The sequence below is a fragment of the Nonomuraea sp. NPDC005650 genome, from assembly GCF_040605375.1.
Lineage (GTDB): Bacteria > Actinomycetota > Actinomycetes > Streptosporangiales > Streptosporangiaceae > Nonomuraea.
Map to the genome: position 1 here is coordinate 281,203 of NZ_JBEXCR010000009.1, position 20,023 is coordinate 301,225.

Here is a 20,023-nt window from a genome sequence, read left to right on the forward strand (position 1 = left end):
CCAAGTTTCTCCATCGGCCGGCACACCTGGCTTTCCCCATGACCTTCGCAGGCGGATACTGCGCCCATGGCCACATATGTGATCGTCGGTGCCGGACTCGCGGGAGCCAAGGCCGCGGAGACGTTGCGCGAGGAAGGCTTCGACGGCGAGATCGTGCTGATCGGCGCGGAGAACGAACGGCCCTACGAGCGACCGCCCCTGTCCAAGGAGTACCTCCAGGGCAAGAGCGAACGGGAGAACATCTTCGTCCACGGCCCGGAGTGGTACGCGGACAACGCCGTCGATCTGCGGCTCGGCACGCCCGTGACGCGCGTCGAACTCGACAACCATCTGGTCAGGCTCGGAGACGGGTCGCGTCAACCCTACGACAAGCTGCTCATCGCCACCGGTGCCACGCCGAGGCGCCTGCCGGGGCCCGCGTACTATCTGCGTACCGTCAAGGACAGTGAGGCGCTCAAGGAGCGCCTGGCGAGCGCTGGGAGCGTGCTCATCGTCGGCGCGTCCTGGATCGGGCTGGAGACCGCGGCGGCGGCCCGCGCGGCGGGCTGCGAGGTCACCGTCGTCGAGCCCGAGCCCACCGCGCTCAACCGGTCGCTCGGCCACGAGCTCGGCGACCTGTTCGCCCGCCTGCATGCCGGCAAGGGCGTGGACCTGCGCTTCGGCACCGCGGCCGCCGAGATCACCGAGACGGGGGTGCGGCTCAGCTCGGGCGAGCGGCTCGCCGCCGACTTCGTCATCGTCGGCATCGGCGCCGCGCCCGAGGTCGGGCTCGCCCGCGACGCCGGGCTCGACGTCGGCCAGGGCATCCTCACCGACGCCGCGCTGCGCACCTCGCACCCCGACGTGTTCGCCGCCGGCGACGCGGCCGAGCCCTTCCACCCCCTGTACGGGCGCCGCCTGCGCGTCGAGCACTGGGCCAACGCCCTGCACGGCGGCCCCGCCGCCGCCCGGTCCATGCTCGGCCAGGACGTGGTCTACGACCGGATCCCGTACTTCTACACCGACCAGTACGAGCTGGGCATGGAGTTCTCCGGCGACATCGAGGGCTACGACGAGATCGTCTACCGGGGCGAGCCCGAGAGCCTGGAGTTCGTCGTGTACTGGCTGCGCGAGGGCCGCGTGATCGCCGGCATGAACGTCAACGTCTGGGACGTCGTGGACGAGATCCAGGAGCTCATCAGGTCACGCGTCATTGTTGACCAAAAGGAGCTATCGACGGGGTGACGGCGACCACGCCGTCGTTGGTGCGCCTCGGCTTCGGGCCCTGGGTCTTGCCGGCCTGCGGGATCTTCTTCGACCCGCACTGGACGGCGCAGGCCGGCGTCTCTCCCAGCTTGCCGCGCAGCGCCAGCGTCTTCTCCCTGGGCGAGTACGTGCGGTTGCCCGTCTGCCAGGCGTCGAGGTAGTCCCACGGCTCGACCATGCCCCTGCGTACCCACCAGAAGGCCGGGCCCGTCTTCCACGAGATCGCGAAGTAGAGGTTGGCCCCGGTGTCGCGGGCGTTGCCCGTCCGGCCCACCCGCCCGAGCAACTGGCCCGCCTTGACCCGGGCGCCCGGCTTGACGCCGTCGGCGATCGTGTCGAGGTGGCCGCCGAGGTAGCGCACGCCGTCGTCGCCGATGATCGTGACGAACCTGCCCTCGCGGGCGGCGCCCGCGTCGGTGGCCGGGCTCCACTTGTTCTGGATGTTCACCTCGTCCACGACGCCGTCGATCGGGGCCACGAACGCGCACCCCTGCTGCGCCCAGATCGTCGTCTTGGGCAGCACGAGGAGCTGGCGCTGGTAGGTCGTCTTGCAGCCCTTGACCGGGAAGGTGTACTCGTACTTCGACAGCTTCGGCGGCGGCACCTTCACCGGGTCGTCGCCCTTGGGCGGCTGCTCGGCCGCCTGGTGCTCGGCCTCCGGCTCCGCCGATTCGCCGGGCGGCGCGGCGGCCGGGGGGCTCGTGGCCGGCGGGGCGGACGGCGACGTCGCGTTGACCCCCGCCAGGCCGGTGGCCTGGGAGCAGGCGCCGGTCAGCAGCAGGGCGGCCGTGACGGCCACCCATCGTCCGAGATGCCCCGATCGCATGATCTCCACCCGTGTCACCGTTTCCACCGACAACCTTTACCTTTGTAGCCGACCGGGAGCTCCCACAGAGCCAGTTTCCCCCTTTAGCAACCGACAGGTAATGCCCGCCTATCCCGTACCGCACCCGGAAGGGGCGGAACCGTCGGTGGGGCGGAATAGACTCACCGGCGTGGCTGGCCGGATCCGTGATGTCGACATCGCGCTCGTACGCGAGCGTTCACCCATCGCCGACGTGATCGGCGAGCACATCCAGTTGCGCAACGCCGGGGGCGGCAACCTCAAGGGCCTGTGCCCCTTCCACGACGAGAAGAGCCCGTCGTTCAACGTCACCCCCGAGCGCGGGATGTACTTCTGCTTCGGCTGCTCCGAGGGCGGCGACGTGATCACGTTCGTCGAGAAGATCGAGCATCTGTCGTTCGGCGAGGCGGTCGAGCGGCTGGCGCAGCGGGCCGGGATCCAGCTCCAGTACGAGCAGGGCGGCTACGTCCCCCGGCGCGACCACGGCGAGCGGGCCCGGCTGATCGAGGCGCACAAGGCGGCGGCGGAGTTCTACGCGGAGAAGCTGTTCGCGCCCGACGCGGCGCCCGGGCGGCGGTTCCTGTCGGAGCGGGGCTTCGAGCGGGCCGACGCCGAGCTGTTCGGGGTGGGCTACGCGCCGGCCGAATGGGAGGCGCTGACGCGGCATCTGCTGGGGCGCGGATTCACCACCGAGGAGCTCGTCAAGGGCGGGCTGGCCAAGGAGGGGCGGCGGGGGCCCATCGACCGCTTCAGGGGGCGGCTGATCTGGCCTATCAGGGACGCCACGGGCGATGTGATCGGATTCGGGGCGCGGAAGTTGCTCGATTCCGACGATGGTCCGAAATATCTGAATACGCCTGACTCGCCGCTTTACAAGAAGAGCCAGGTGCTTTATGGGATTGATCTCGCCAAACGGGAGATCTCCAAGCGTTCCCAGGCCGTGATCGTCGAAGGCTATACCGACGTGATGGCCTGCCACCTGGCCGGAGTGCCGACGGCGGTGGCCACGTGCGGCACGTCGTTCGGCGAGGAGCACATCAAGATCCTGCGCAGGTTCCTGCTCGACCAGGCCGAGTTCCGGGGCGAGGTGATCTTCACCTTCGACGGCGACGCGGCCGGGCAGAAGGCGGCGCTGCGGGCGTTCGCCGACGAGCAGAAGTTCGTGACCCAGACCTACGTCGCGGTGCAGCCCGACGGGCTCGACCCGTGCGACCTGCGGGTCAAGCAGGGCGACGCGGCCGTGCGCGACCTCATCGCGAGCCGCGAGCCGCTCTTCCAGTTCGCGATCAGGAGCACGATCTCCCGCTACGACCTGCGCAGCAACGAAGGCAAGATCGCCGCCCTGGACGCCGCCGCGCCGATCGTGGCCGGGATCAAGGACGTCGGGCTGCGCAAGCGGTACGCCATCGACCTCGACCGGTGGCTGGGGTTCATGGACGAGCGGTTCGTGATGCAGCGGATCGCCGAGGTGGGCGGGGCGCAGCAGGGCCGCCCGCGACGCGCGCCCCAGACGGCGCCCGTCGACCCGGGCGTGCGGGTGGAGGGGGAGCTGCTCAAACTCGCCGTGCAGCGCCCCGCGCTGCTCGGGCCCCGCTTCGACGCGCTCGACCCGCAGGCCTTCACGGCTCCCGACCACGTGACCCTGCACAAGGTCATCGCCGCCGCGGGCGGCGTGGCCGCGGGCGCCTTCGGCGGGCGCGAGTGGGTCGACCGGCTGCTGGAGCACGCGCACGAGGACGGGGCGCGGGCCCTGGTGACCCGCTTCGCGGTGGAGGCCATCCAGGCGGACGCCCACGCCGAGGAACGCTACGCCGGCGCCATGCTGGCGGCCATCGAGGCCATCGCCGTCGACCGGGCGATCGCGCAGGCGAAGTCGCGGATGCAGCGGCTCAATCCGGTGGAGGAGCAGCAGGAGTACAACAAGCTGTTCGGGGAGCTGGTGGCCCTGGAACAACAACGCCGCGTCCTCCGCGACCGCGCCGCCGGCAGCTGACCACCTCTCAGGCCGCCCACCGGCCACCGGCCACCCGAGGCTTGGCCACCTGGCACGGCCTCTCGACCACATCGGCCACCCGGGGCTTGGTCGGCCGCTGGGCCCCTTGGCCACCCGGGGTTTGGCCAGCAGGACAGCCTCTCGGCCGCCCGGAGTCTGGCCGGCCCGCACGGCCCCTTGGCCGCCCAACCGCATCGTCCCCCGGGGCTCGGCCGACCGCTCGGCCTCCTGGCCATCCGGGGGCCCGACTGGGCGTCGTCCACTCGGATGACGCCCAGCCGGCTGGCCACGCCACCCGCCCTGCGCCTGCGGTGGGCTCGACCGGTGGAGGAGCGGCCGGTCGTCCAATCGGGTGATGCCCAGCCACCCGCCACCCGCTGCCCGTGGACCGACGCCGCAGCCCACCCGGCCCCGTGCCGACGATGTCACCCACCCTGCGCTGCCAGCGTTGGGCTGGCCGGTGGCGTCGCGCGTGTGACGGCGCTGAGCTCAGCGCCGCCTCCCGCCGTGAAGCGGGCGTATCGCGCGGGCGGTTGGTAACAGTTCGGCCGCGATGACAAGCGGGATACCAGAGCGGTTGACCGGGGAACCTGGCGCGGTCCAACGTGCGACAAAGTGGATGGACAACGACATCCAGGCAGCGAAAAAGTTGCGTCCGGCCGGGGGGTGTTGCCGGGCGCCGGGAATCCAGACGGCGTAATTGACTTTACTTTCCTGATCAAACTCCGGCTAAACCAAAAAACGATCTCAATTCGGTAAGCACGATCGTCTTACCTTCGGTGACAAAAATGGGTCTGCCATTTGATGGAACCAATACTGCAGACTGTCTCCCGTGGGTGCATCGGTGCTGCCAAGCGGACCGCCATCGGTAGATCAGGTGGCGGACCTCGTCGCGAAGGGAAGGGAGCGCGGAAGCGTAACCGTCGATGACGTCGCAGCCGCGCTTGACCGATCCGAGTTGCCGTCCGACGCGCTGGAACGCGTCGTGCGCATGCTCGCCGAGAACGGCGTGGAGGTCCTCGAGCCCCAGGGCGACGAGGAGCCCACCCGCGCCGATGAGGAAGACGTTGGCAAGCGGGCGCCGACCAGCGATCTGGTCCGTATTTACCTACGGGAGATCGGCCGAGTGCCTCTGCTGACGGCAGAGGAGGAGGTGGAGCTCGCAAAGTCGATCGAAGCCGGTCTGTTCGCCGAGGACAAGCTGGGCAGCGGGGTCTCGCGTCTGGCCTTCCCGGAGTTCAGGGAGCTCGTCTGGCAGGGCACCCGGGCCAAGCAGCGGCTCATCGAGGCCAACCTCAGGCTCGTGGTGTCGATCGCCAAGCGGTACGTGGGCCGCGGCATGTTGTTCCTGGACCTGATCCAGGAGGGCAACCTCGGGCTCATCCGGGCGGTCGAGAAGTTCGACTATACGAAGGGCTACAAGTTCTCCACCTACGCCACCTGGTGGATCAGGCAGGCGATCACCAGAGCCATCGCCGACCAGGCGCGGACGATCCGCATCCCCGTGCACATGGTGGAGACCATCAACAAGCTCGTGCGCGTGCAGCGCCAGCTCCACCAGGACCTCGGCCGCGAGCCGATTCCCGAGGAGATCGCCAAGGAGATGGACCTCCCTGTCGATCGCGTGGTGGAGATCCAGCGCATCGCCCAGGAGCCGGTGTCGCTGCAGTCGCCGATCGGCGAGGAGGACTCCGACCTCGGCGACTTCATCGAGGACGCCGACGCGGTCGTGCCCATGGAGGCCGCTGCCTTCATCATGCTGCAGGACCAGCTCGACGACATCCTGGCCACGCTGTCCGACCGCGAGCAGCGCATCATCCAGCTCCGCTTCGGCCTGGCCGACGGCCATCCGCGCACGCTGGAGGAGGTGGGCAGGGAGTTCGGGGTCACGCGGGAGCGCATCCGGCAGATCGAGTCGAAGACCCTGGCCAAGCTCCGCCACCCGACGCGGGCTCAGATGCTGAGGGACTATCTGGACTGATCCGGAGGGATCCCAAGGAAACGGGGCCCGGGCTCACCGCCCGGGCCCTCCCCATGTCCACAGAACAGAACGACCGCAGCCGTCAGGAGCAGCCCTCGAACTGCGGGACCGCGACCGTCGACAGGTCCAGCCCCGACTTGCCGAACCACCGCTGCAGCAGCCGCGCGGTCGTACCGTCCTGGTACATGTCGGTGATCGCCCGGTTGACCGCCTCGCACCCGGCCACGTCGCTCTTGCGCATGCCCACCCCGGTGCGCTGCTCGTTGAACTGCGCGTTGGCCAGCTTCAGCCCCGTCCCGTCCTGGTTGGCCAGCCCGGCCAGGATGACGTCGTTGGTGGTGACGGCGTCCACCTGGTTGCTCTTCAGCGCCGTCAGGCACCCCTTGTAGTCGTCGAACGGCACCAGCTTCGCCGGCACCTCGCGTTCCTCCACGACCCGCTCGGCCGCGTTCGAACCCTTGATCGCGCAGATCCGCCGGCCCTTGAGATCGCGCACGTTCTTGATCGTCTCGTCGGGCCGCTGCAGGATGTCCTGGTAGGAGATGTGGTACGGCCCCGCGAACAGCACGTCCTTCTTGCGCTCCTGGTCGATCGTGAACGTGGCCAGCACCAGGTCCGCCTTGCCGTTCGTCAGCACCTTCGCCCGGTCGGCGGCCAGCACGGGGATGTAGGAGGCCTGCTTGTGCAGCTTGCGCGCGATGTAGGCGGCCACGTCCACGTCGAAGCCCTCGAACCCGCCGTCCGGGCGGCGGAACCCGACCGACGGCAGGTCGGGCCGTACCGCGATGACGATCTGGTCCTTGTCGAGGACCGACTCCTGACCGTCCGTGGCACAGCCCGCGACGACCGTCGCGAACAGGGCCAGCGCCGCCGCCAACGCCCGCTTCACCGGTACTCCTTGAGTCGTGGCCACACCCCTGCGATCATCAGCAGGCCGATCGCGCCGATGGCGAACGGCAGCAGCCGCCACAGGTTGTCCAGCGAGCCCTCACCGGACTCGATCGACCGCTTGAACACCGCCTGGTGCCCGGCCGACAGCGACACCAGCGCGCGGTCGTAGGCGTCGTACGCCTGGGCCACCGGCCCGAGCCGCTCGGCGACCGCCTCGTTGGTCCTGCCGCCCGCCACCAGCGCGCGGAACTTCGCGTCGGCGGCCTGGAAGCTCCGGAACGCCGTCATCGCCTGGTCGCCCTGCGTGCCGACGAGCTCGGGCCCCAGCAGGCCGAGGACGTCGTCGGAGCCCTTGGCGACCTGGTCGTGGTAGGTGCGCAGGTTGCCCGCCTTGAGATAGACGACCGACATCGCCTTGTCCAGGAACGTGTGCTCGTAGGTGTCGGCCCACTCCTTGTCGAGCAGGTAGCGGCTCTGGTCGCCCTGCATGCTGTTGCTGATCGAGCGCGCCTTGGCCAGCGTCAGCACCGAGTCGAACCCGGCCGACTTCGCCGTGCGCAGCGCGTTCTCGTCCTGCGAGAGCACGTTCATCCCGGAGAGCAGCGCGACCACGGTCGTCAGGGTGGCGACCAGCAGCGCGGGGCCGAACACCCGGCGGAAGCGCTGCGCGAGGAAGACCTGCAGCCAGATCAGGCAGCCCAGCGCGAGCAGTCCGGCCAGCACCACGGCGGCCCGCAGGAGGGGCATCATGACGGCCTTCTCGTCGTACGTGGCGCGCACGATCGTGCCGCTCTCCAAGGTCAGGTTGTACGCCTGAGGGAGCAGCTGGACCCGCATCAGCTTGGTGGCCTCGCGGTAGGTGAGCACCACGTCCTGGGGCGGCGGCCCCGGCGCGTGCTTGGCCTGCTGGTCCTGCAGCAGCGCCTGGCCGGTCAGCCGCTCGTAGCGGCCCAGCCGGTCGAGCATCGAGTGGACAGTCTCCCGTTCGGCATCGGTGTCCGCCAGCGACAGAGCCTGCATCAGCGCCTCGTTGGCCCTCGACCGCGCCGCCTCGTAGCGGTCGAGCGCCTGCGCGCGCTGCGGGGCGTACTGGTCGCCCATCACCAGCACGTTGGCCACCTGCGCGTCCATGTCGCTCAGCGCCAGGTAGAGATCGGCGGTGGCGACCACCTGCGGTCCCGCGTCGCGCCCGATGACCTGCAGGCCGTCGCGGGCGGTCATGCTGCCGACCGCGAGCGCCGCGAAGAGCAGCGCCAGCGAGGCGACCGTGATGCCGGTGATGATCCGGATCCTGCCCGGCACGCTCCGGCGCGCCGGCGGCGGGACCGCGGGCGCCGGCGCCGCGGGGGCCTGGGGCGCCTGGGGCTGTGCCAGGGTCACGGCGTGCCCTCCCTGATGGTGATGACGGTCCACGCGCCCAGGTGGATCCTGTCGCCCGCGCCGACCCGGACCGGCACGTTGACCTTGAGGGGCTTGCCGTTCACCTGGGTGCCGTTGGCGGAGCCGGGGTCGACCACCATCCACGAGCCGTCCGGCTGCGCGAGCAGCACGGCGTGCAGGTGGGAGACGCCCGGGTCCTCGGGCGGCCCGGTCAGGTCGATCTCGGGGGCCAGGTTCCTGGCCCTGCTGCGCCGTCCGATGCGTACCTGCTCGCCCATCAGCGCGAACGAACGCTCCGGGCAGTACGGCGGGAACGCCATCGCGGCCGCGTCGGGCCCGCCCTCGGCGATGATCTTCTCGTAGTAGGTCCGGTCGGACGCCGTGACGGCCTCGAACCGGGCCCCGCTCACGGGGACGGAGACCGGCGCGCCGCCGCCGCTGTAGTCGTGGCCGCACACCTCGCAGAACTGCCCGGCACGCGGCGTCTGGCAGATCGGGCACGCCTCGGCCGACGAGGCCGACGAGGCAGGTGCCTGGGGCTGGGGCGCCGCCGCGGGCGCGCCCCCCATCTGGGCGCCGCAGACGTCACAGTAGTCGTCGTCGCCTGACGGGTGCCCCTGCGGACAGGTGGCCATCAGTTTCCTTCCTTGCGCAACCGGCTGGTACGGATGGAGCCCGTGTCGAGTTCGAGCTCGTCGGCCTTGTCCACGTTCCTGCGCAGCCTGGCCGTGCCGGTGGCCGGATCGACCTCGACCACCTTCTCCAGCAGCCTGGCCGTGTCCTCGCGGCCCGACTCGGTGGCCAGTTGCCGGGCCTTGGCCAGTTGGGCGGTCGCGGTGTCGACGTCGCCCATCGCCCGGGCGCTGAGGCCGCCCTGGATGAGCTCGTGCAGCTCGGCCTGGCCGGTGTAGTGGGCGACCTTCTTGTTGATCCGGGTCGACTGCGCCAGGTCGTCGGTCCACTGGGCGAGCACGTTCCCGCTGGCCAGGACCTCCTGGGTGTCGGGGCGTACGAGCTTGACCCAGCCCGCCCTGATCTCGTGCCCCATCTGCCCCGGCGGCACCTCCACGCAGATGTGGTATTCGCGCTCCTCCGTGCCCCAGGAACCGGTCGGATAGTCGCCGGTCAGCGGGTTCACGTCGGTGCGCTTGCCGGTCAGGTCGAGCAGCGTGGGGGAGACCTGCTTGACGAACTTCAGCGTCGCGGTCTGCGGCACCCACACCCGCAGCGACAGCTCGGCCACGGTCTTGCTCATCGACGTCTGCGTCAGCCTGCGGAAGTACTCCGACAGATCCCCTTGGTTCCGTACGAAGTCGAACGAGCCGAGCATGGCCTCCGCGACCTTCCGCAGCTCGGCGGGCACCCAGTCCTCGCCGATCCCCAGCGAGTCGCACACGAACTTGCCGCTCCAGCCCGCCAGCACGGAGGCGAACACCTCGGGCCGCTCGTTGTTCTGCCCGTCGGTCATCAGCAGCGCGTGCCGGATCGCCGACGGGTGCGCCGAGAGCAGATGGCCGGCCAGCTTCAGCCACTCGCCCATGGCGGTGCCGCCGTGCGCGGTCAACCGGCTGATCGCCCGCTCGGCCTCGGCCCTGGTGGCCGCGCTCGCCCTGACCAGGTTGGCGTTGCCGCCGGGGTAGACGACCTTGGCCCGCTCGGTGCCGGCGACCACCGCGAAGTGGACCCCGTCCCGCAGGGTGTGGACGGCGGTCGTGGCCGCCTGCCTGGCCTCGCGGATCTTGCTGCCGCTCATCGAGCCGGACGTGTCGATGATGATCACTTCGGCGGCTTCGGAGGTGACGGACTGCGTGGTGGTGACGCCGCCGGTGGAGCCGACCGTGAGGACGGCGTGCACCTCGCGACCGTCGGTCGGGAGGTACTTGTTCTGGTCGATGGTCAAGGTGAAAGCGGGCTGGTCACCCATGCGTCACTCCTAGGGGGATCAAGGCGATGGTCACGTTGTCCTGGCCGCCGGAGTCGAGCGCGTGGCGCAGCATCTCGCGGGCCATGTCGATGGGGGTCCCGGCGCGGGGGACGGCGTAGCCGTCCAGATAGCGCCACAGGCCGTCGCTGCAGACGAGCAGCAGGCCCGGCTCCTGCGGGATCAGGGTGCGTACGTGGAGCAGGACGTCGCCGGCGTCGGCGCCGAGCCAGCGGGTGATCTCGCCGGTCTCGACCGCGTCGTCCACGGTCAGCATCTCGCCGGGCCGGTCCGGCGCGCCCGGCAGCCAGTAGGCCCGGGTGTCGCCGGCCCAGCCGAGCGTGATCAGGCCCGGCTCGACCACGGCGGCGACGTACGTGCAGGCGGGCGCGTCGTCCATGGACGTGGCGAGCTTGTTCACCGCCCGCCCGGCCAGCTCGAACGCCTCCTCCTGCGGCAACCCTCTGGCCAGCGCGGCCGAGGCGGTCTCGACGGCCACCGCGGACGCCTCGTCGGCCCTGGGCGAGCTGCCCACGCCGTCGCAGACCACGGTCACGACCGCGTCGCCGGCGGCCAGCAGCGCCACCGCGTCCTCGTTGCGGCTGCGGCGCAGGCCCCTGTCGGTCACGGCCGCCGCGCCGCCGTCGAGCACGGTCTCCGCGTGGTCCCTGCCGGTGGGCTGGCGCAGGCCGCATCGCTCGCAGTAGCCCTCGGCGTCCACGGCCGCCGCGCCGCACGACGCGCAGGTCGGCGCGCCCAGGGCGTGCCCGCACGCCTCGCAGTACGTGTCACCCTCGAACACGGGCGCCTCACACACCGGACAACTCGTCGCGACATTGCCTACAGCGCCGTTACGCTGCGGATCCATCCCAGCGCTGTTTTGCCGAGCTGCGCTCGGGGTGTTGTGATGGATGTCCTCGCTCCGCTGCGGATCCATCACAACCACGTCCTCGGCCGCACCGCGTTCGCCTGGTCGATGAGGGCGTGGCGCTCCTGGCGGGACTCGGCCGCGACGGCCAGCTTGCGGAAGATCGACTCCAGCCGACGGCGCAGCCCCGGTTCGGTGAACGGCGCCTCGGCCAGCCGCGCGTCCTTCGGTGGCGAGCCGTTCTCGAGCCAGGTCAGCGCAGAGGTGAGCAGCTCGGCGGTGAGCAGGTCGCGGCGGCGCGGGTCGAGGTCGGCCTGTTTGGCCAGCCGGTCGGCCGAGCCCACCAGGTCGTCGGTGGTGAGCCGGCTCAGGTCGGCCCCGCGTACGACGGAGACGGCCAGCGCCACCTGCGCCCGGGTCCGGTAGACCGAGTGGGCGGGCACCTCGTCGAGCGTGCCCATCCTGCCCGACCTGGCCAGCCCGAACACCGCGCTCACGTACGAGTGGTCGGTCCGCCAGACGGCCTCGTACCAGCCGGCGGCCGGCTTGCCCGCGGACTCCAGCGCGAACGCCAGCGCCAGCTTCGGCGCCAGCTCGCCGGGGAGCGCCGACAGGCACGCGTCGAACATCGCGACGGCCTCCTCCGGCCGCCCCGTGGTCAGCGCCAGGACCCCGCGGTACCAGGTCACCCGCCAGTCGCGGGGCAGCTCGATGTCCAGCTCGTTCAGCGCGACGGGCGCCTCGGCCGCGGCCCCCTCGGCCAGCAGCCTGGCCCGCATCAGCTTCGTCTCGGGCGTCTTCGGCAGCGCGGCGAGCTGGTCGATCAGCTCCTTGCCGTCGCTGCCCAGCAGCCCGGCCAGCGCGCCCGCCGCCGCGTCGTTGGGGTCGACCAGCGGCACCGGCAGCGCCTGCGCGACCGCCACCGGGTCCAGCGACCCGAACACCACGTCGCCCTCCTCCGCCAGCGTCGTGCCCACGGCGGTCCGCTCGGGCCCGAACATCGGCGAGGGCGCCGGGTACGGGGTGTTGTCCTCGATGGCGCTGACCTCCCGCAGCACCCCGACGAGCTGCTCCTCCATCTCCTCCGCGCTCTGGAACCTGTCGGCGGGATTGACCGCGGTGGCCTTGCGCAGCCACCGGGTGAACGACGGGTGCCCGCAGTCCTCGGGCAGCGGCGTGGCCGCGCCGTTCGCGTACGGGGAGAAGCCCGGGATCGTCAGCACCGCCACCGTCCTGGCCACGGTGTAGAGGTCGGCGGTGACGGCGGCGGCGTGGCTCTCGACCTCGGGGGCGTGGTAGCCGGGCGTGGCCCAGCCGGAGCCCGCCGGCGCGCCGATGGGCAGCACCGCGCCCAGGTCGATGAGCTTGAGCCGCTTGCCGACCCTGATCACGTTGGCCGGCTTGAGGTCGCAGTAGACCATGCCGTGTTCGTGCAGGTAGGCGAACGCCTGAAGGATCTCCCGGCCGTACATCAGGGCCTCGCGCAGCGGCAGCGGGCCCTGGCGGCGCAGCTCGTGCAGGGACTGGCCGCCGACGTACTCCATGACGATGTAGCCGAAGCCGCCGGAGCGCTGGAAGTTGAGGATCTTGACGATGTTGGGGTGGTCGACCGTGGTGAGGAACTTCCGCTCGGCCTCCGCCGCCGCCAGGGCCTCGGCGTCGTTGGTGTTGAGCAGGCCCTTGAGCACCACCCACATGCCGTCGAGGTTCTCGTCGGAGGCCAGGTAGATCCAGCCCAGCCCGCCGTGCGCCAGGCAGCCCAGCACGCGGTACTGGTCGTTCACCAGGTCGTCCTTGCCCAGCTTGGGGGTGAACGAGAACTGCGTGCGGCAGCTCGGGCAGAACCCGTCCGTCAGCCCTGCCCGGCCCTCCCTGGAGCGCCCGACCTTCTGCCCGCACGCCGGGTTGGCGCAGTAGCGCTTGTCCTCGGGCACCGCGGGGTCGGCCATCACGGCCGTGGCCGGGTCGCGGTAGGGCACCGACGGCAGGTCGGCGATGGTCCGCAGCTCGCCGGGCCGCGACCTGCCGCTGCTCACCGGCGAGCTGAGGGATCTGCTCACCGGCTGGGTCCGCACGGAGACGGGCCCGGAAATGGGAGCGGACGCGGGCGCCGGCGTCGGCGTGCTCGCCGAGTGGCCGCACAGGTCGCAGTAGCCGTCCTCGATCGTGCCCGTGCAGCCCGGCTGCGCGCAGCGGGTCATGGCTTACCTCCGTGGATCGCGCGCTGGTACGTCTCGACGGCCGCCGCCGCCTTCGTCAGGTCGCAGGGCGCGGTCCACAGCAGCACGCGCGCCCGTTCGAACAGCTCGGAGGTCGCCGGGTCCTCCGCCAAACCCTTCCGCACCGCCATCACCTGGCAGGCGCCGAGCCGCCCGCGCAGCTCGTCACGCCTGCCGACCAGGCCGTAGAGCGCCTTGGCCGTGGTCTGCGACTGCTCGGCGGCCTTGCGGGCCTCCTCCTCCAGGGCGGCCAGCCGCTTGGCCCGCATTACCCAGGGGTCGGCCGAGGCGTCGAGCGCGTCCAGCTCCGCGGCCAGGGACTCGGCCCGGCCGCGCGGCTGGGCCTGGGGCGGCAGGGCGATCTTCACGACGACCGCGCCGTGGGCCAGCCTGGCCTCGCTCTCGGCCCCGCGTACCCGGTCGAGCGCGGCCACGAGGTCTTCCCGCCGCCTGCCGAACTCGTCCTTGACGGTGAGCGCCAGCTCCAGCTCCGCGCGGGAGCCGGCCAGCAGGCGGGTCAGCCGGTCGAGCTCCTGCTCGACGGACGGGCCCAGCGGGTCTTCGAGCACCGAGGCGCGCAGCCGCTTCAGTTCGGCCTCCTGCGCGGCCAGGTCGGCGCCCTCGCCCAGCCGCTGTTCGAGGTCGCGGATGTGGCGCAGGTCGCTGTCGGCGCCGTCGAGGCCGGGCAGCACGGCGTTCCACACCGCGTCGATGTCGTTGAGGGCGGCGGTGACCTCGCGGAACGCGGCGTCCATCCGCGTCAGGGTCTGGTCGAGGGTCAGCCGCTCGTCCTGCTGGGGGAGCAGCGAGCGCTGCTCGACCGGCTTGGCGCCGGTCCGCAGCACCACGGACGGGCCCACGAGCAGCTCCGTCAGCCGGCTCAGCTGCTCGGGGGTCGGTCTGGAGCGCGCGGCCCTGATCTGCTCGGCGTCACGCAGCACCGCCCGGTACGCGTCGTTGAGAGACCACAGCGTGGCCAGCGACTCCTGCGCCGTGGCCCACCTCCGCCGTGTCTCCCCGCGTAAGGAGGCCCCTTTGAGCACTTGATAGGTGGTGTGGGATTCGAGATCGAGCAGGTCGCCGGAGACACGGTCGCGTTCGTCGGCCCGAGCGCGCAGTGCGTGCTCGACGGCCTCCCTGCTCATAGGTGGTCCCAGGCTCATCACGCTCCCCGTGAAGCGGGCCGCCCCCGAACCCTTGCTCCTACCGGCTCAACGGGGGGATCGGCCGGTTGGTTCCAAGAGTAGGGGTGACCCCTGACTTGTCCCTGATTCAACCCTGCATCGCCTGCAATTCGCTTAAAGGATCTTTTACCGTTGCGGACATGGGACGAATTCTGCTGATCATCGCGGCCGTCGTGGCCGCACTCGTACTCCTCGGCCCCCTTGTGGGCTTCGCTCTCACGCTGCTCAAGTGGGGACTGATCATCGGCGCCGTGGCGTTCGGCGTCATGCTCCTGTCGAAGTGGGTCAAGAGGACATAGCGTCCAGAGGCTTCACCAGGCATAGTTGTGTGATGGAGGCGCGGCCCGCGGTCGACGATGCCGCGCTCGGGCGCGAGGCACTCGCCGTGCTCGAGGCGAACTGGACAGGCACTGGCACCGTGCCCGCGCCAGGTCTCTATCCGCACCAATGGAGCTGGGACTCCGCGTTCGTCGTCATCGGCCTGGCCAGGCATCGGCCGGACCGGGCCCGCGACGAGCTGCTCAGCCTGCTGCGGGGGCAGTGGGCGACCGGGATGGTGCCGCACATCGTCTTCCACACGCGCGAGGCGTACTTCCCGGGGCCGTCCGTGTGGCGCTCGCAGGAGCACGAGGCCGCGCCGCGCGTGCTCACCTCGGGGCTCACCTCGCCGCCGCTGCACGCGCTGGCGCTCTGGTGGCTCTACCGGCACACCGGCGACGTCGCGTTCGTCAGGAAGGCGTACCCGGCGCTGGTGGCCCAGCACGCCTACCTCTCCACGGCCCGCGATCTCGGCGGCGCGGGCCTGGCGGCGATCGTGCACCCCTGGGAGTCGGGCATGGACGACAGCCCGTCCTGGGACGAGGCGCTGAACGCGCTGCCCGCGATCAGGTACGGCTACCGCAACGTCGAGCTGGAGCAACGCCACCCCGACAGCGACCACGACCGCTACGTCTGGCTGGCCATGCGCTACCGGGACGCCGGATACCGGGCCGAATACCTGCGCGACGAACATCCGTTCGCGATCGAGGACCCGATGTTCAACGGGATCTGGCTGGCCTCCTGCCAGGCCCTGGCCGAGCTGGCGCCGCTGGTGGGCGCCGATCCCGCGCCCCACGCCGAGCAGGCCGACCGGATCAGGCAGGCCATGCTCGACCGCCTGTGGGACGGCTGCTTCTACGCCCGTGACCTGCGGACCGACCGGCTGATCCGGGTCTGCACGGTGGGCGGGTTCGGGCCGCTGCTGGATCCAGGGCTGCCCAGCGACCGCCTGCACGCGGCGGTGGAGGTGCTGGAGTCGGCCAGGTTCATGGGGGCCACCGGCTATCCGGTGCCCAGCTGCGAGATCCGGGCCTCCCAGTTCGACCGTACGCGCTACTGGCGCGGCCCCTCCTGGGTGAACACCAACTGGCTGCTGCGCAGGGCCGCGGCCGTGCACTCGCTGGACCACCTCGGCCAGCAGCTCGCCAACGGCACCCTGCGCCTGGTCCGGCAGGCCGGTTTCCGGGAGTGCTTCGACCCCTTCGACGGCAGCGGGCGCGGGTGCAGGGACTTCTCCTGGAGCGCGGCGCTCACCCTCGATCTGCTCGCCGATACCGTGGAGGAATGAGCATTTTCCGCCGCCTGCCCGCCGACGTGCGCAAGTCCCTGGCCACCGAGCCCGGGGAGCGGGTGCTGACGTTCGCCCCCGGCGCGGTCTCCGGCTACGTGGTGGCCACGGACCTCGCCCTGTACCTGACGGACGGGACGCGGGTGCCGTACGAGGAGGTCGACAAGGCCACGTGGGACGAGGACGGGGTGCGGGTCCTCACCATGGACGGCACGTGGCACGCCGAGGGCATCACCGAGCCGCGGATGCTGCCCGAGACCGTACGGGAGCGCGTCAACTCCACGATCGTGGTCAACAAGCACGTGAAGCTGCCGGGGAGGGGCGGCGTGCGGCTGGTGGCCAGGCGCCGGCCCGGCGGCGAGGTGCGCGGCTGGACCTTCGTCTTCGACGACGGCCTCGACCCCGAGGACCCGGGCCTGCGCGCGCAGGCCGAACAGGCCCTGGAGGGGCTGCGGCGGAGCATGGGCGTGTGATCCCGGCCCGCGGCGGAGCCTGGGCGGGTGAGCCCGGCCCGCGGCGGACGCCCGTACGGAGCCGCGTGGGCCGGGCTCACCCGCCCGTGCCTTCGCGGATCAGTACGGGAGGCCGCTCTCGCGGGCCTTCTTGTCCACGATGTCCTCCTCGGGCCAGCCCGTGCCCGTGTCGGGGTGGTGATCGTCGGCGCTGAGGAACGGGATGCGATGCTGCAGCGTCTCACCCACCCTCGACTTGGCCATCCCGGCCAGCCTCGACGCCTGCGCGCCCATCACCCCGGCGACCTCCTGCAGCCTGGGGTTGTCCGCGACACGCTGAGCCGTCCGCTTGATTTGCTCGTACCGCTCGCGCCCGGCCCGGCTCCCCAGTACGTAGCCGATCGCCAGCCCCACAGCGAATGTCACTCGATAACGCATTTTGCACCTCCGCTGTCTCCGGGCCTACCCCGCTTGCGATGCGACACGCACTCCAGGAGTGCGCTAATCTATTCCTGCGCACGACGAAGAGGGCCACCACCCCGGACGAGATGCGCAGACGCACGATCCCGCGTAGCTCAACGGCAGAGCAGCCGGCTGTTAACCGGCAGGTTATAGGTTCGAGTCCTATCGCGGGAGCTTCACTTCCACAGCTAGGCCCCCTTCCTGGATCAAGGACAGGGGGCCTGAGCCGTTTCCGGGGCCTGTCACAGGGTCACCCGTGCATCCCGAACCGTGAGTGAGGCGGGTCAGGAGGGGCGCTTGGCGACGATGCCGGACAGCGCCCAGCCGAGGGCGAGGACGAGACCGCCGACGATGGCGACGACGCCGATGCCGCCGGTCTGGAGCACCGCGAGCAGGGCGATCAGCATCCCGTAGATCACGGACAGGGCGAGCATCAGGCGGAGATACGTCTTCTGGTTCATACGCAAACGATTGCGCGGCGCGGGACAGCGGTATGTCCCCCGATCGGTGGACATGTCACCGGTAAAATGCCGATCATGGGCAGTCCCGTCGACGCGCGGGCGGAGAACGCCTGGTTGCGTTCCTATCCCTTCTGGGACGCGTACTTCGCGATCGTGCTGGTCGCGACCATCGTCACCATCGTGGTGGACGACGGGGCGCCGGTCGCCGTCATCCTGCTGCTCCTGATCACCGTCTCGTACGCGCTGTGGGGCCGCGTGGCCGTGCGGGCGCCGGTCGCGCCGACCAAGGAGGGCTGGTGGCATGCCGCCGCCATGTTCGTCCTGTTCACCGCGGCCGACCTGCTCGCCCCTCAGTCCGCCGTCGCGCTGTCGGCGCTGATCCCCATGACGTACATGGCGCTGCGGCGGGCGCGGGCCGTGGCCGTGACGGCGGCCCTGTTCACCGGGCCCGCGATCCAGGCCATGACGGAGAACGGCTCGCACCCGCCGATGATCGCGGTGGCGGTCGTCGTCGGGCTGTCGGCCAGCACGCTGCTGGGGGTGTTCATCGACCGGCTCGGGCGGCAGAACACCGAGCGGGCCCGGCTGATCGCGGAGCTCGACCGCACCCGGGAGGAACTGGCCGAGGTGAGCAAGGAGGCCGGGATGCTGGCCGAACGCGAGCGGCTGGCCGGCGACATCCACGACACGCTGGCCCAGGGGTTCGCGAGCATCGCGATGCTGCTGCAGTCCGCGGGGGACGGCGACGACCCGTACGTGCGGCGGGCCGCGCAGACGGCCAAGGACAACCTCTCCGAGACCCGCGCGCTCATCGCCGCCCTGGCGCCGCCCGCGCTGGAGGGCGCCTCGCTGGAGGAGGCGCTGGGGCGGCTGGCCAAGGGGTTCGAGCTGCCTGTGGAGGTGAGCGTGGCCGGGGCCGCCGACGTGCCCGCCCTCGTGGCGGAGACGCTGGTGCGGGCCGCCCAGGAAGGGCTGGCCAACGTGCGCAAGCACGCCCGCGCCCGGTCCGTACGGCTGGCGCTCGAGGACGTCCCGGGCCCGGCCGTACGGATGTCGATCGTCGACGACGGGTGCGGCTTCGCGCCCTCGCCCGGCGGCGACGGGTACGGCCTGCGCGCGATGCGCAACCGGGTGACCCGGCTCGGCGGGACCGTCCGGATCACCGGCTGTCCCGGCGAGGGGACCACGCTCGCGGTGGAGCTGCCGTGCTCAGGGTGATGATCGTCGACGACCACCCCGTCGTCCGCGAGGGGCTGCGCGGGATGTTGCAGGCCGAGCCGGACATTGAGGTCGTCGGCGAGGCCGGATCGGGGGACGAGGCCGTGGCCGTCGTGCCCCGGCTGCGGCCCGACGTGATCCTCATGGACCTGCGCATGCCGGGCGGCGACGGGGTCAGCGCCATCGAGCGGCTGGGGCCCGGCCACCGGGTCGTGGTGCTGACGACGTACGAGGACGAGGGGGAGATCCTGCGGGCCGTCTCCGCGGGCGCGGCCGGGTACCTGCTGAAGGACGTGTCGCGGGCCGATCTGGCGTCGGCGGTGCGGGCGGCGGCCCGCGGCCGGACCGTGCTCTCGCCGGCCGTGGCCACGCGGCTGGCCGGGCCGCGGCCCGCCGCGCCCGTGCTGTCGGAGCGGGAGCGGGAGGTCCTGGAACTGGTGGCCCAGGGGCTCACGAACGGGGAGATCGGCCGGCGGCTGTTCATCGGGGAGGCCACGGTCAAGACGTACCTGCTGCGGGTGTTCGGGAAGCTGGGCGTCTCCGACCGTACCTCGGCCGTCCTGTCCGCCCTGGACCTCGGCCTCGTCCACCGCCACCCCTGACCCCGCCCTGGACCCCGGCCTCGTCCACCGCCACCCCTGACCCGCCCCGGTCGGAGGACCGCGGCCACGGGCCGGCGCGGAGGCGTTCCTGAAGATGTCTTCGGCCGTCTTAAGCCCTCCTTCAGGTGCGCCGCGCCACCCTCGGGCTGTCTCATCGAATCGGGGAAGGGGATCCCAATGTTCAAGCGACGCGCCGCCGTCGTCATCACCGCCGCCGCGCTCGCCCTGGCGGGCCTGGCCGGGTCCGCGCTGGCGGACGACGGTCCGGTCGAGGTGCGTGACGACGCGCTGGTCAGGGTGTACGGCGAGCCGGACTTCCCGGCCGGCCCGCTGAAGTGCTGGCTGACCGACGGCAAGGTCGTCAAGTTCTCCAAGGCCAGGGTGGCCGAGCTGGTGGACGAGGAGTACGTCGAGCCCGCCCAGCCCGTGACCGTGGGCGGCGTGACGACCGTGCCCGCGGACCGGCTGTCGATCAGCGTCCCGGCCCGGGAGCTGCCGCGCACGGTCAAGGCCGGCAAGCGCTGGCACCGCAACCGCGTCATCCACCTCACGTGCGTGTGGAACGACTACGCGAGCCGCTAGCCGCTCACCGCGCCCCCGGGGCCTCCCGGGGGCGCGTTCATTTCATCGTTTGGCGCGACAAAGCAGAGGGCGGCAGGTAAGGATGGTTTACCGGTCCTCTGGGCCGGAGCCGCG

Annotated in this window: 19 protein-coding genes and 1 tRNA gene; 10 read left to right on the forward strand and 10 right to left on the reverse strand. The window is 71.3% G+C overall.

Annotation, left to right across the window (positions count from 1 at the left end; all coding sequences use genetic code 11):
* The first annotated feature begins 66 nt into the window (after positions 1 to 66).
* Positions 67 to 1,224, forward strand: a complete 1,158-nt coding sequence (locus tag ABZS69_RS18130) for an FAD-dependent oxidoreductase (RefSeq protein ID WP_355373214.1) — start codon at positions 67 to 69, stop codon at positions 1,222 to 1,224.
* Here ABZS69_RS18130 and ABZS69_RS18135 read toward each other — a convergent pair.
* The gene (locus ABZS69_RS18135) at positions 1,190 to 2,098 is read right to left on the reverse strand and encodes a M23 family metallopeptidase (RefSeq protein ID WP_355373216.1); all 909 of its coding nucleotides are present in this window, start codon (positions 2,096 to 2,098) and stop codon (positions 1,190 to 1,192) included. The two genes, ABZS69_RS18130 and ABZS69_RS18135, sit on opposite strands and share 35 nt — an antisense overlap.
* A 142-nt stretch (positions 2,099 to 2,240) precedes the next feature.
* Between ABZS69_RS18135 and dnaG the strand changes: the two genes are divergently transcribed.
* The gene (dnaG, locus tag ABZS69_RS18140) at positions 2,241 to 4,082 is read left to right on the forward strand and encodes a DNA primase (RefSeq protein WP_355373218.1); all 1,842 of its coding nucleotides are present in this window, start codon (positions 2,241 to 2,243) and stop codon (positions 4,080 to 4,082) included.
* 844 nt (positions 4,083 to 4,926) lie between these two features.
* Positions 4,927 to 6,063, forward strand: coding sequence for an RNA polymerase sigma factor RpoD (rpoD, locus tag ABZS69_RS18145; protein WP_355373416.1), 1,137 nt, complete (start codon positions 4,927 to 4,929; stop codon positions 6,061 to 6,063).
* A gap of 82 nt (positions 6,064 to 6,145) precedes the next feature.
* Here the strand turns inward: rpoD and ABZS69_RS18150 are convergent, their stop codons facing one another.
* The 7 genes from ABZS69_RS18150 to ABZS69_RS18180 all read right to left on the reverse strand — a co-directional run bounded on the left by ABZS69_RS18150 (position 6,146) and on the right by ABZS69_RS18180 (position 14,487).
* Positions 6,146 to 6,952 carry a transporter substrate-binding domain-containing protein gene (locus ABZS69_RS18150; protein WP_355373221.1) on the reverse strand — a complete coding sequence of 269 codons (807 nt, stop codon included), beginning with the start codon at positions 6,950 to 6,952 and terminating at the stop codon, positions 6,146 to 6,148.
* Positions 6,949 to 8,334 (reverse strand): hypothetical protein, encoded by a 1,386-nt coding sequence (locus tag ABZS69_RS18155; protein ID WP_355373224.1) that lies wholly within the window; start codon positions 8,332 to 8,334, stop codon positions 6,949 to 6,951. Before ABZS69_RS18155 ends, ABZS69_RS18150 begins: the two co-directional genes overlap by 4 nt.
* Positions 8,331 to 8,969: an FHA domain-containing protein gene (locus ABZS69_RS18160; protein WP_355373227.1), complete on the reverse strand. Its 639-nt coding sequence runs from the start codon at positions 8,967 to 8,969 to the stop codon at positions 8,331 to 8,333. The genes ABZS69_RS18155 and ABZS69_RS18160 overlap by 4 nt, the downstream gene beginning before the upstream one ends.
* Entirely contained in the window at positions 8,969 to 10,258 is a 1,290-nt protein-coding gene (locus tag ABZS69_RS18165) for a VWA domain-containing protein (RefSeq protein ID WP_355373230.1), read from the reverse strand. Before ABZS69_RS18165 ends, ABZS69_RS18160 begins: the two co-directional genes overlap by 1 nt.
* A complete protein-coding gene (locus ABZS69_RS18170) occupies positions 10,251 to 11,057 on the reverse strand; it encodes a protein phosphatase 2C domain-containing protein (RefSeq protein WP_355373232.1) in 807 nt (268 codons plus the stop codon). The genes ABZS69_RS18165 and ABZS69_RS18170 overlap by 8 nt, the downstream gene beginning before the upstream one ends.
* 134 nt (positions 11,058 to 11,191) lie before the next feature.
* Positions 11,192 to 13,324: a tetratricopeptide repeat protein gene (locus tag ABZS69_RS18175; RefSeq protein ID WP_355373235.1), complete on the reverse strand. Its 2,133-nt coding sequence runs from the start codon at positions 13,322 to 13,324 to the stop codon at positions 11,192 to 11,194.
* The gene (locus tag ABZS69_RS18180; protein ID WP_355373238.1) at positions 13,321 to 14,487 is read right to left on the reverse strand and encodes a hypothetical protein; all 1,167 of its coding nucleotides are present in this window, start codon (positions 14,485 to 14,487) and stop codon (positions 13,321 to 13,323) included. The genes ABZS69_RS18175 and ABZS69_RS18180 overlap by 4 nt, the downstream gene beginning before the upstream one ends.
* A gap of 179 nt (positions 14,488 to 14,666) precedes the next feature.
* Between ABZS69_RS18180 and ABZS69_RS18185 the strand changes: the two genes are divergently transcribed.
* Genes ABZS69_RS18185 through ABZS69_RS18195 form a run of 3 tightly spaced genes read left to right on the forward strand, consistent with a single transcriptional unit; the run spans position 14,667 to position 16,605 of the window.
* Entirely contained in the window at positions 14,667 to 14,825 is a 159-nt protein-coding gene (locus ABZS69_RS18185) for a hypothetical protein (RefSeq protein WP_350725179.1), read from the forward strand.
* Positions 14,826 to 14,857: 32 nt separating this feature from the next.
* Positions 14,858 to 16,132: a hypothetical protein gene (locus ABZS69_RS18190; RefSeq protein ID WP_355373244.1), complete on the forward strand. Its 1,275-nt coding sequence runs from the start codon at positions 14,858 to 14,860 to the stop codon at positions 16,130 to 16,132.
* Positions 16,129 to 16,605, forward strand: a complete 477-nt coding sequence (locus ABZS69_RS18195) for a hypothetical protein (protein WP_355373246.1) — start codon at positions 16,129 to 16,131, stop codon at positions 16,603 to 16,605. Before ABZS69_RS18190 ends, ABZS69_RS18195 begins: the two co-directional genes overlap by 4 nt.
* Positions 16,606 to 16,704: 99 nt before the next feature.
* Here ABZS69_RS18195 and ABZS69_RS18200 read toward each other — a convergent pair whose 3' ends face one another.
* A complete protein-coding gene (locus tag ABZS69_RS18200) occupies positions 16,705 to 17,022 on the reverse strand; it encodes a YtxH domain-containing protein (RefSeq protein ID WP_355373248.1) in 318 nt (105 codons plus the stop codon).
* A 126-nt stretch (positions 17,023 to 17,148) separates the two neighbouring features.
* Between ABZS69_RS18200 and ABZS69_RS18205 the strand changes: the two genes are divergently transcribed.
* Positions 17,149 to 17,220, forward strand: a tRNA-Asn gene (locus ABZS69_RS18205).
* A gap of 110 nt (positions 17,221 to 17,330) precedes the next feature.
* Here the strand turns inward: ABZS69_RS18205 and ABZS69_RS18210 are convergent.
* On the reverse strand, positions 17,331 to 17,507 hold the full coding sequence (locus ABZS69_RS18210) for a hypothetical protein (RefSeq protein ID WP_355373250.1): 177 nt from the start codon (positions 17,505 to 17,507) through the stop codon (positions 17,331 to 17,333).
* 75 nt (positions 17,508 to 17,582) lie between these two features.
* On the opposite strand from ABZS69_RS18210, the gene ABZS69_RS18215 reads away from it, so the two are divergent.
* The 3 genes from ABZS69_RS18215 to ABZS69_RS18225 all read left to right on the forward strand — a co-directional run bounded on the left by ABZS69_RS18215 (position 17,583) and on the right by ABZS69_RS18225 (position 19,909).
* Positions 17,583 to 18,725, forward strand: coding sequence for a sensor histidine kinase (locus ABZS69_RS18215; protein WP_355373253.1), 1,143 nt, complete (start codon positions 17,583 to 17,585; stop codon positions 18,723 to 18,725).
* Entirely contained in the window at positions 18,713 to 19,327 is a 615-nt protein-coding gene (locus ABZS69_RS18220; protein WP_355373255.1) for a response regulator transcription factor, read from the forward strand. Before ABZS69_RS18215 ends, ABZS69_RS18220 begins: the two co-directional genes overlap by 13 nt.
* 177 nt (positions 19,328 to 19,504) lie before the next feature.
* Positions 19,505 to 19,909, forward strand: coding sequence for a hypothetical protein (locus tag ABZS69_RS18225; protein WP_355373257.1), 405 nt, complete (start codon positions 19,505 to 19,507; stop codon positions 19,907 to 19,909).
* The last annotated feature ends 114 nt before the right edge of the window (positions 19,910 to 20,023 follow it).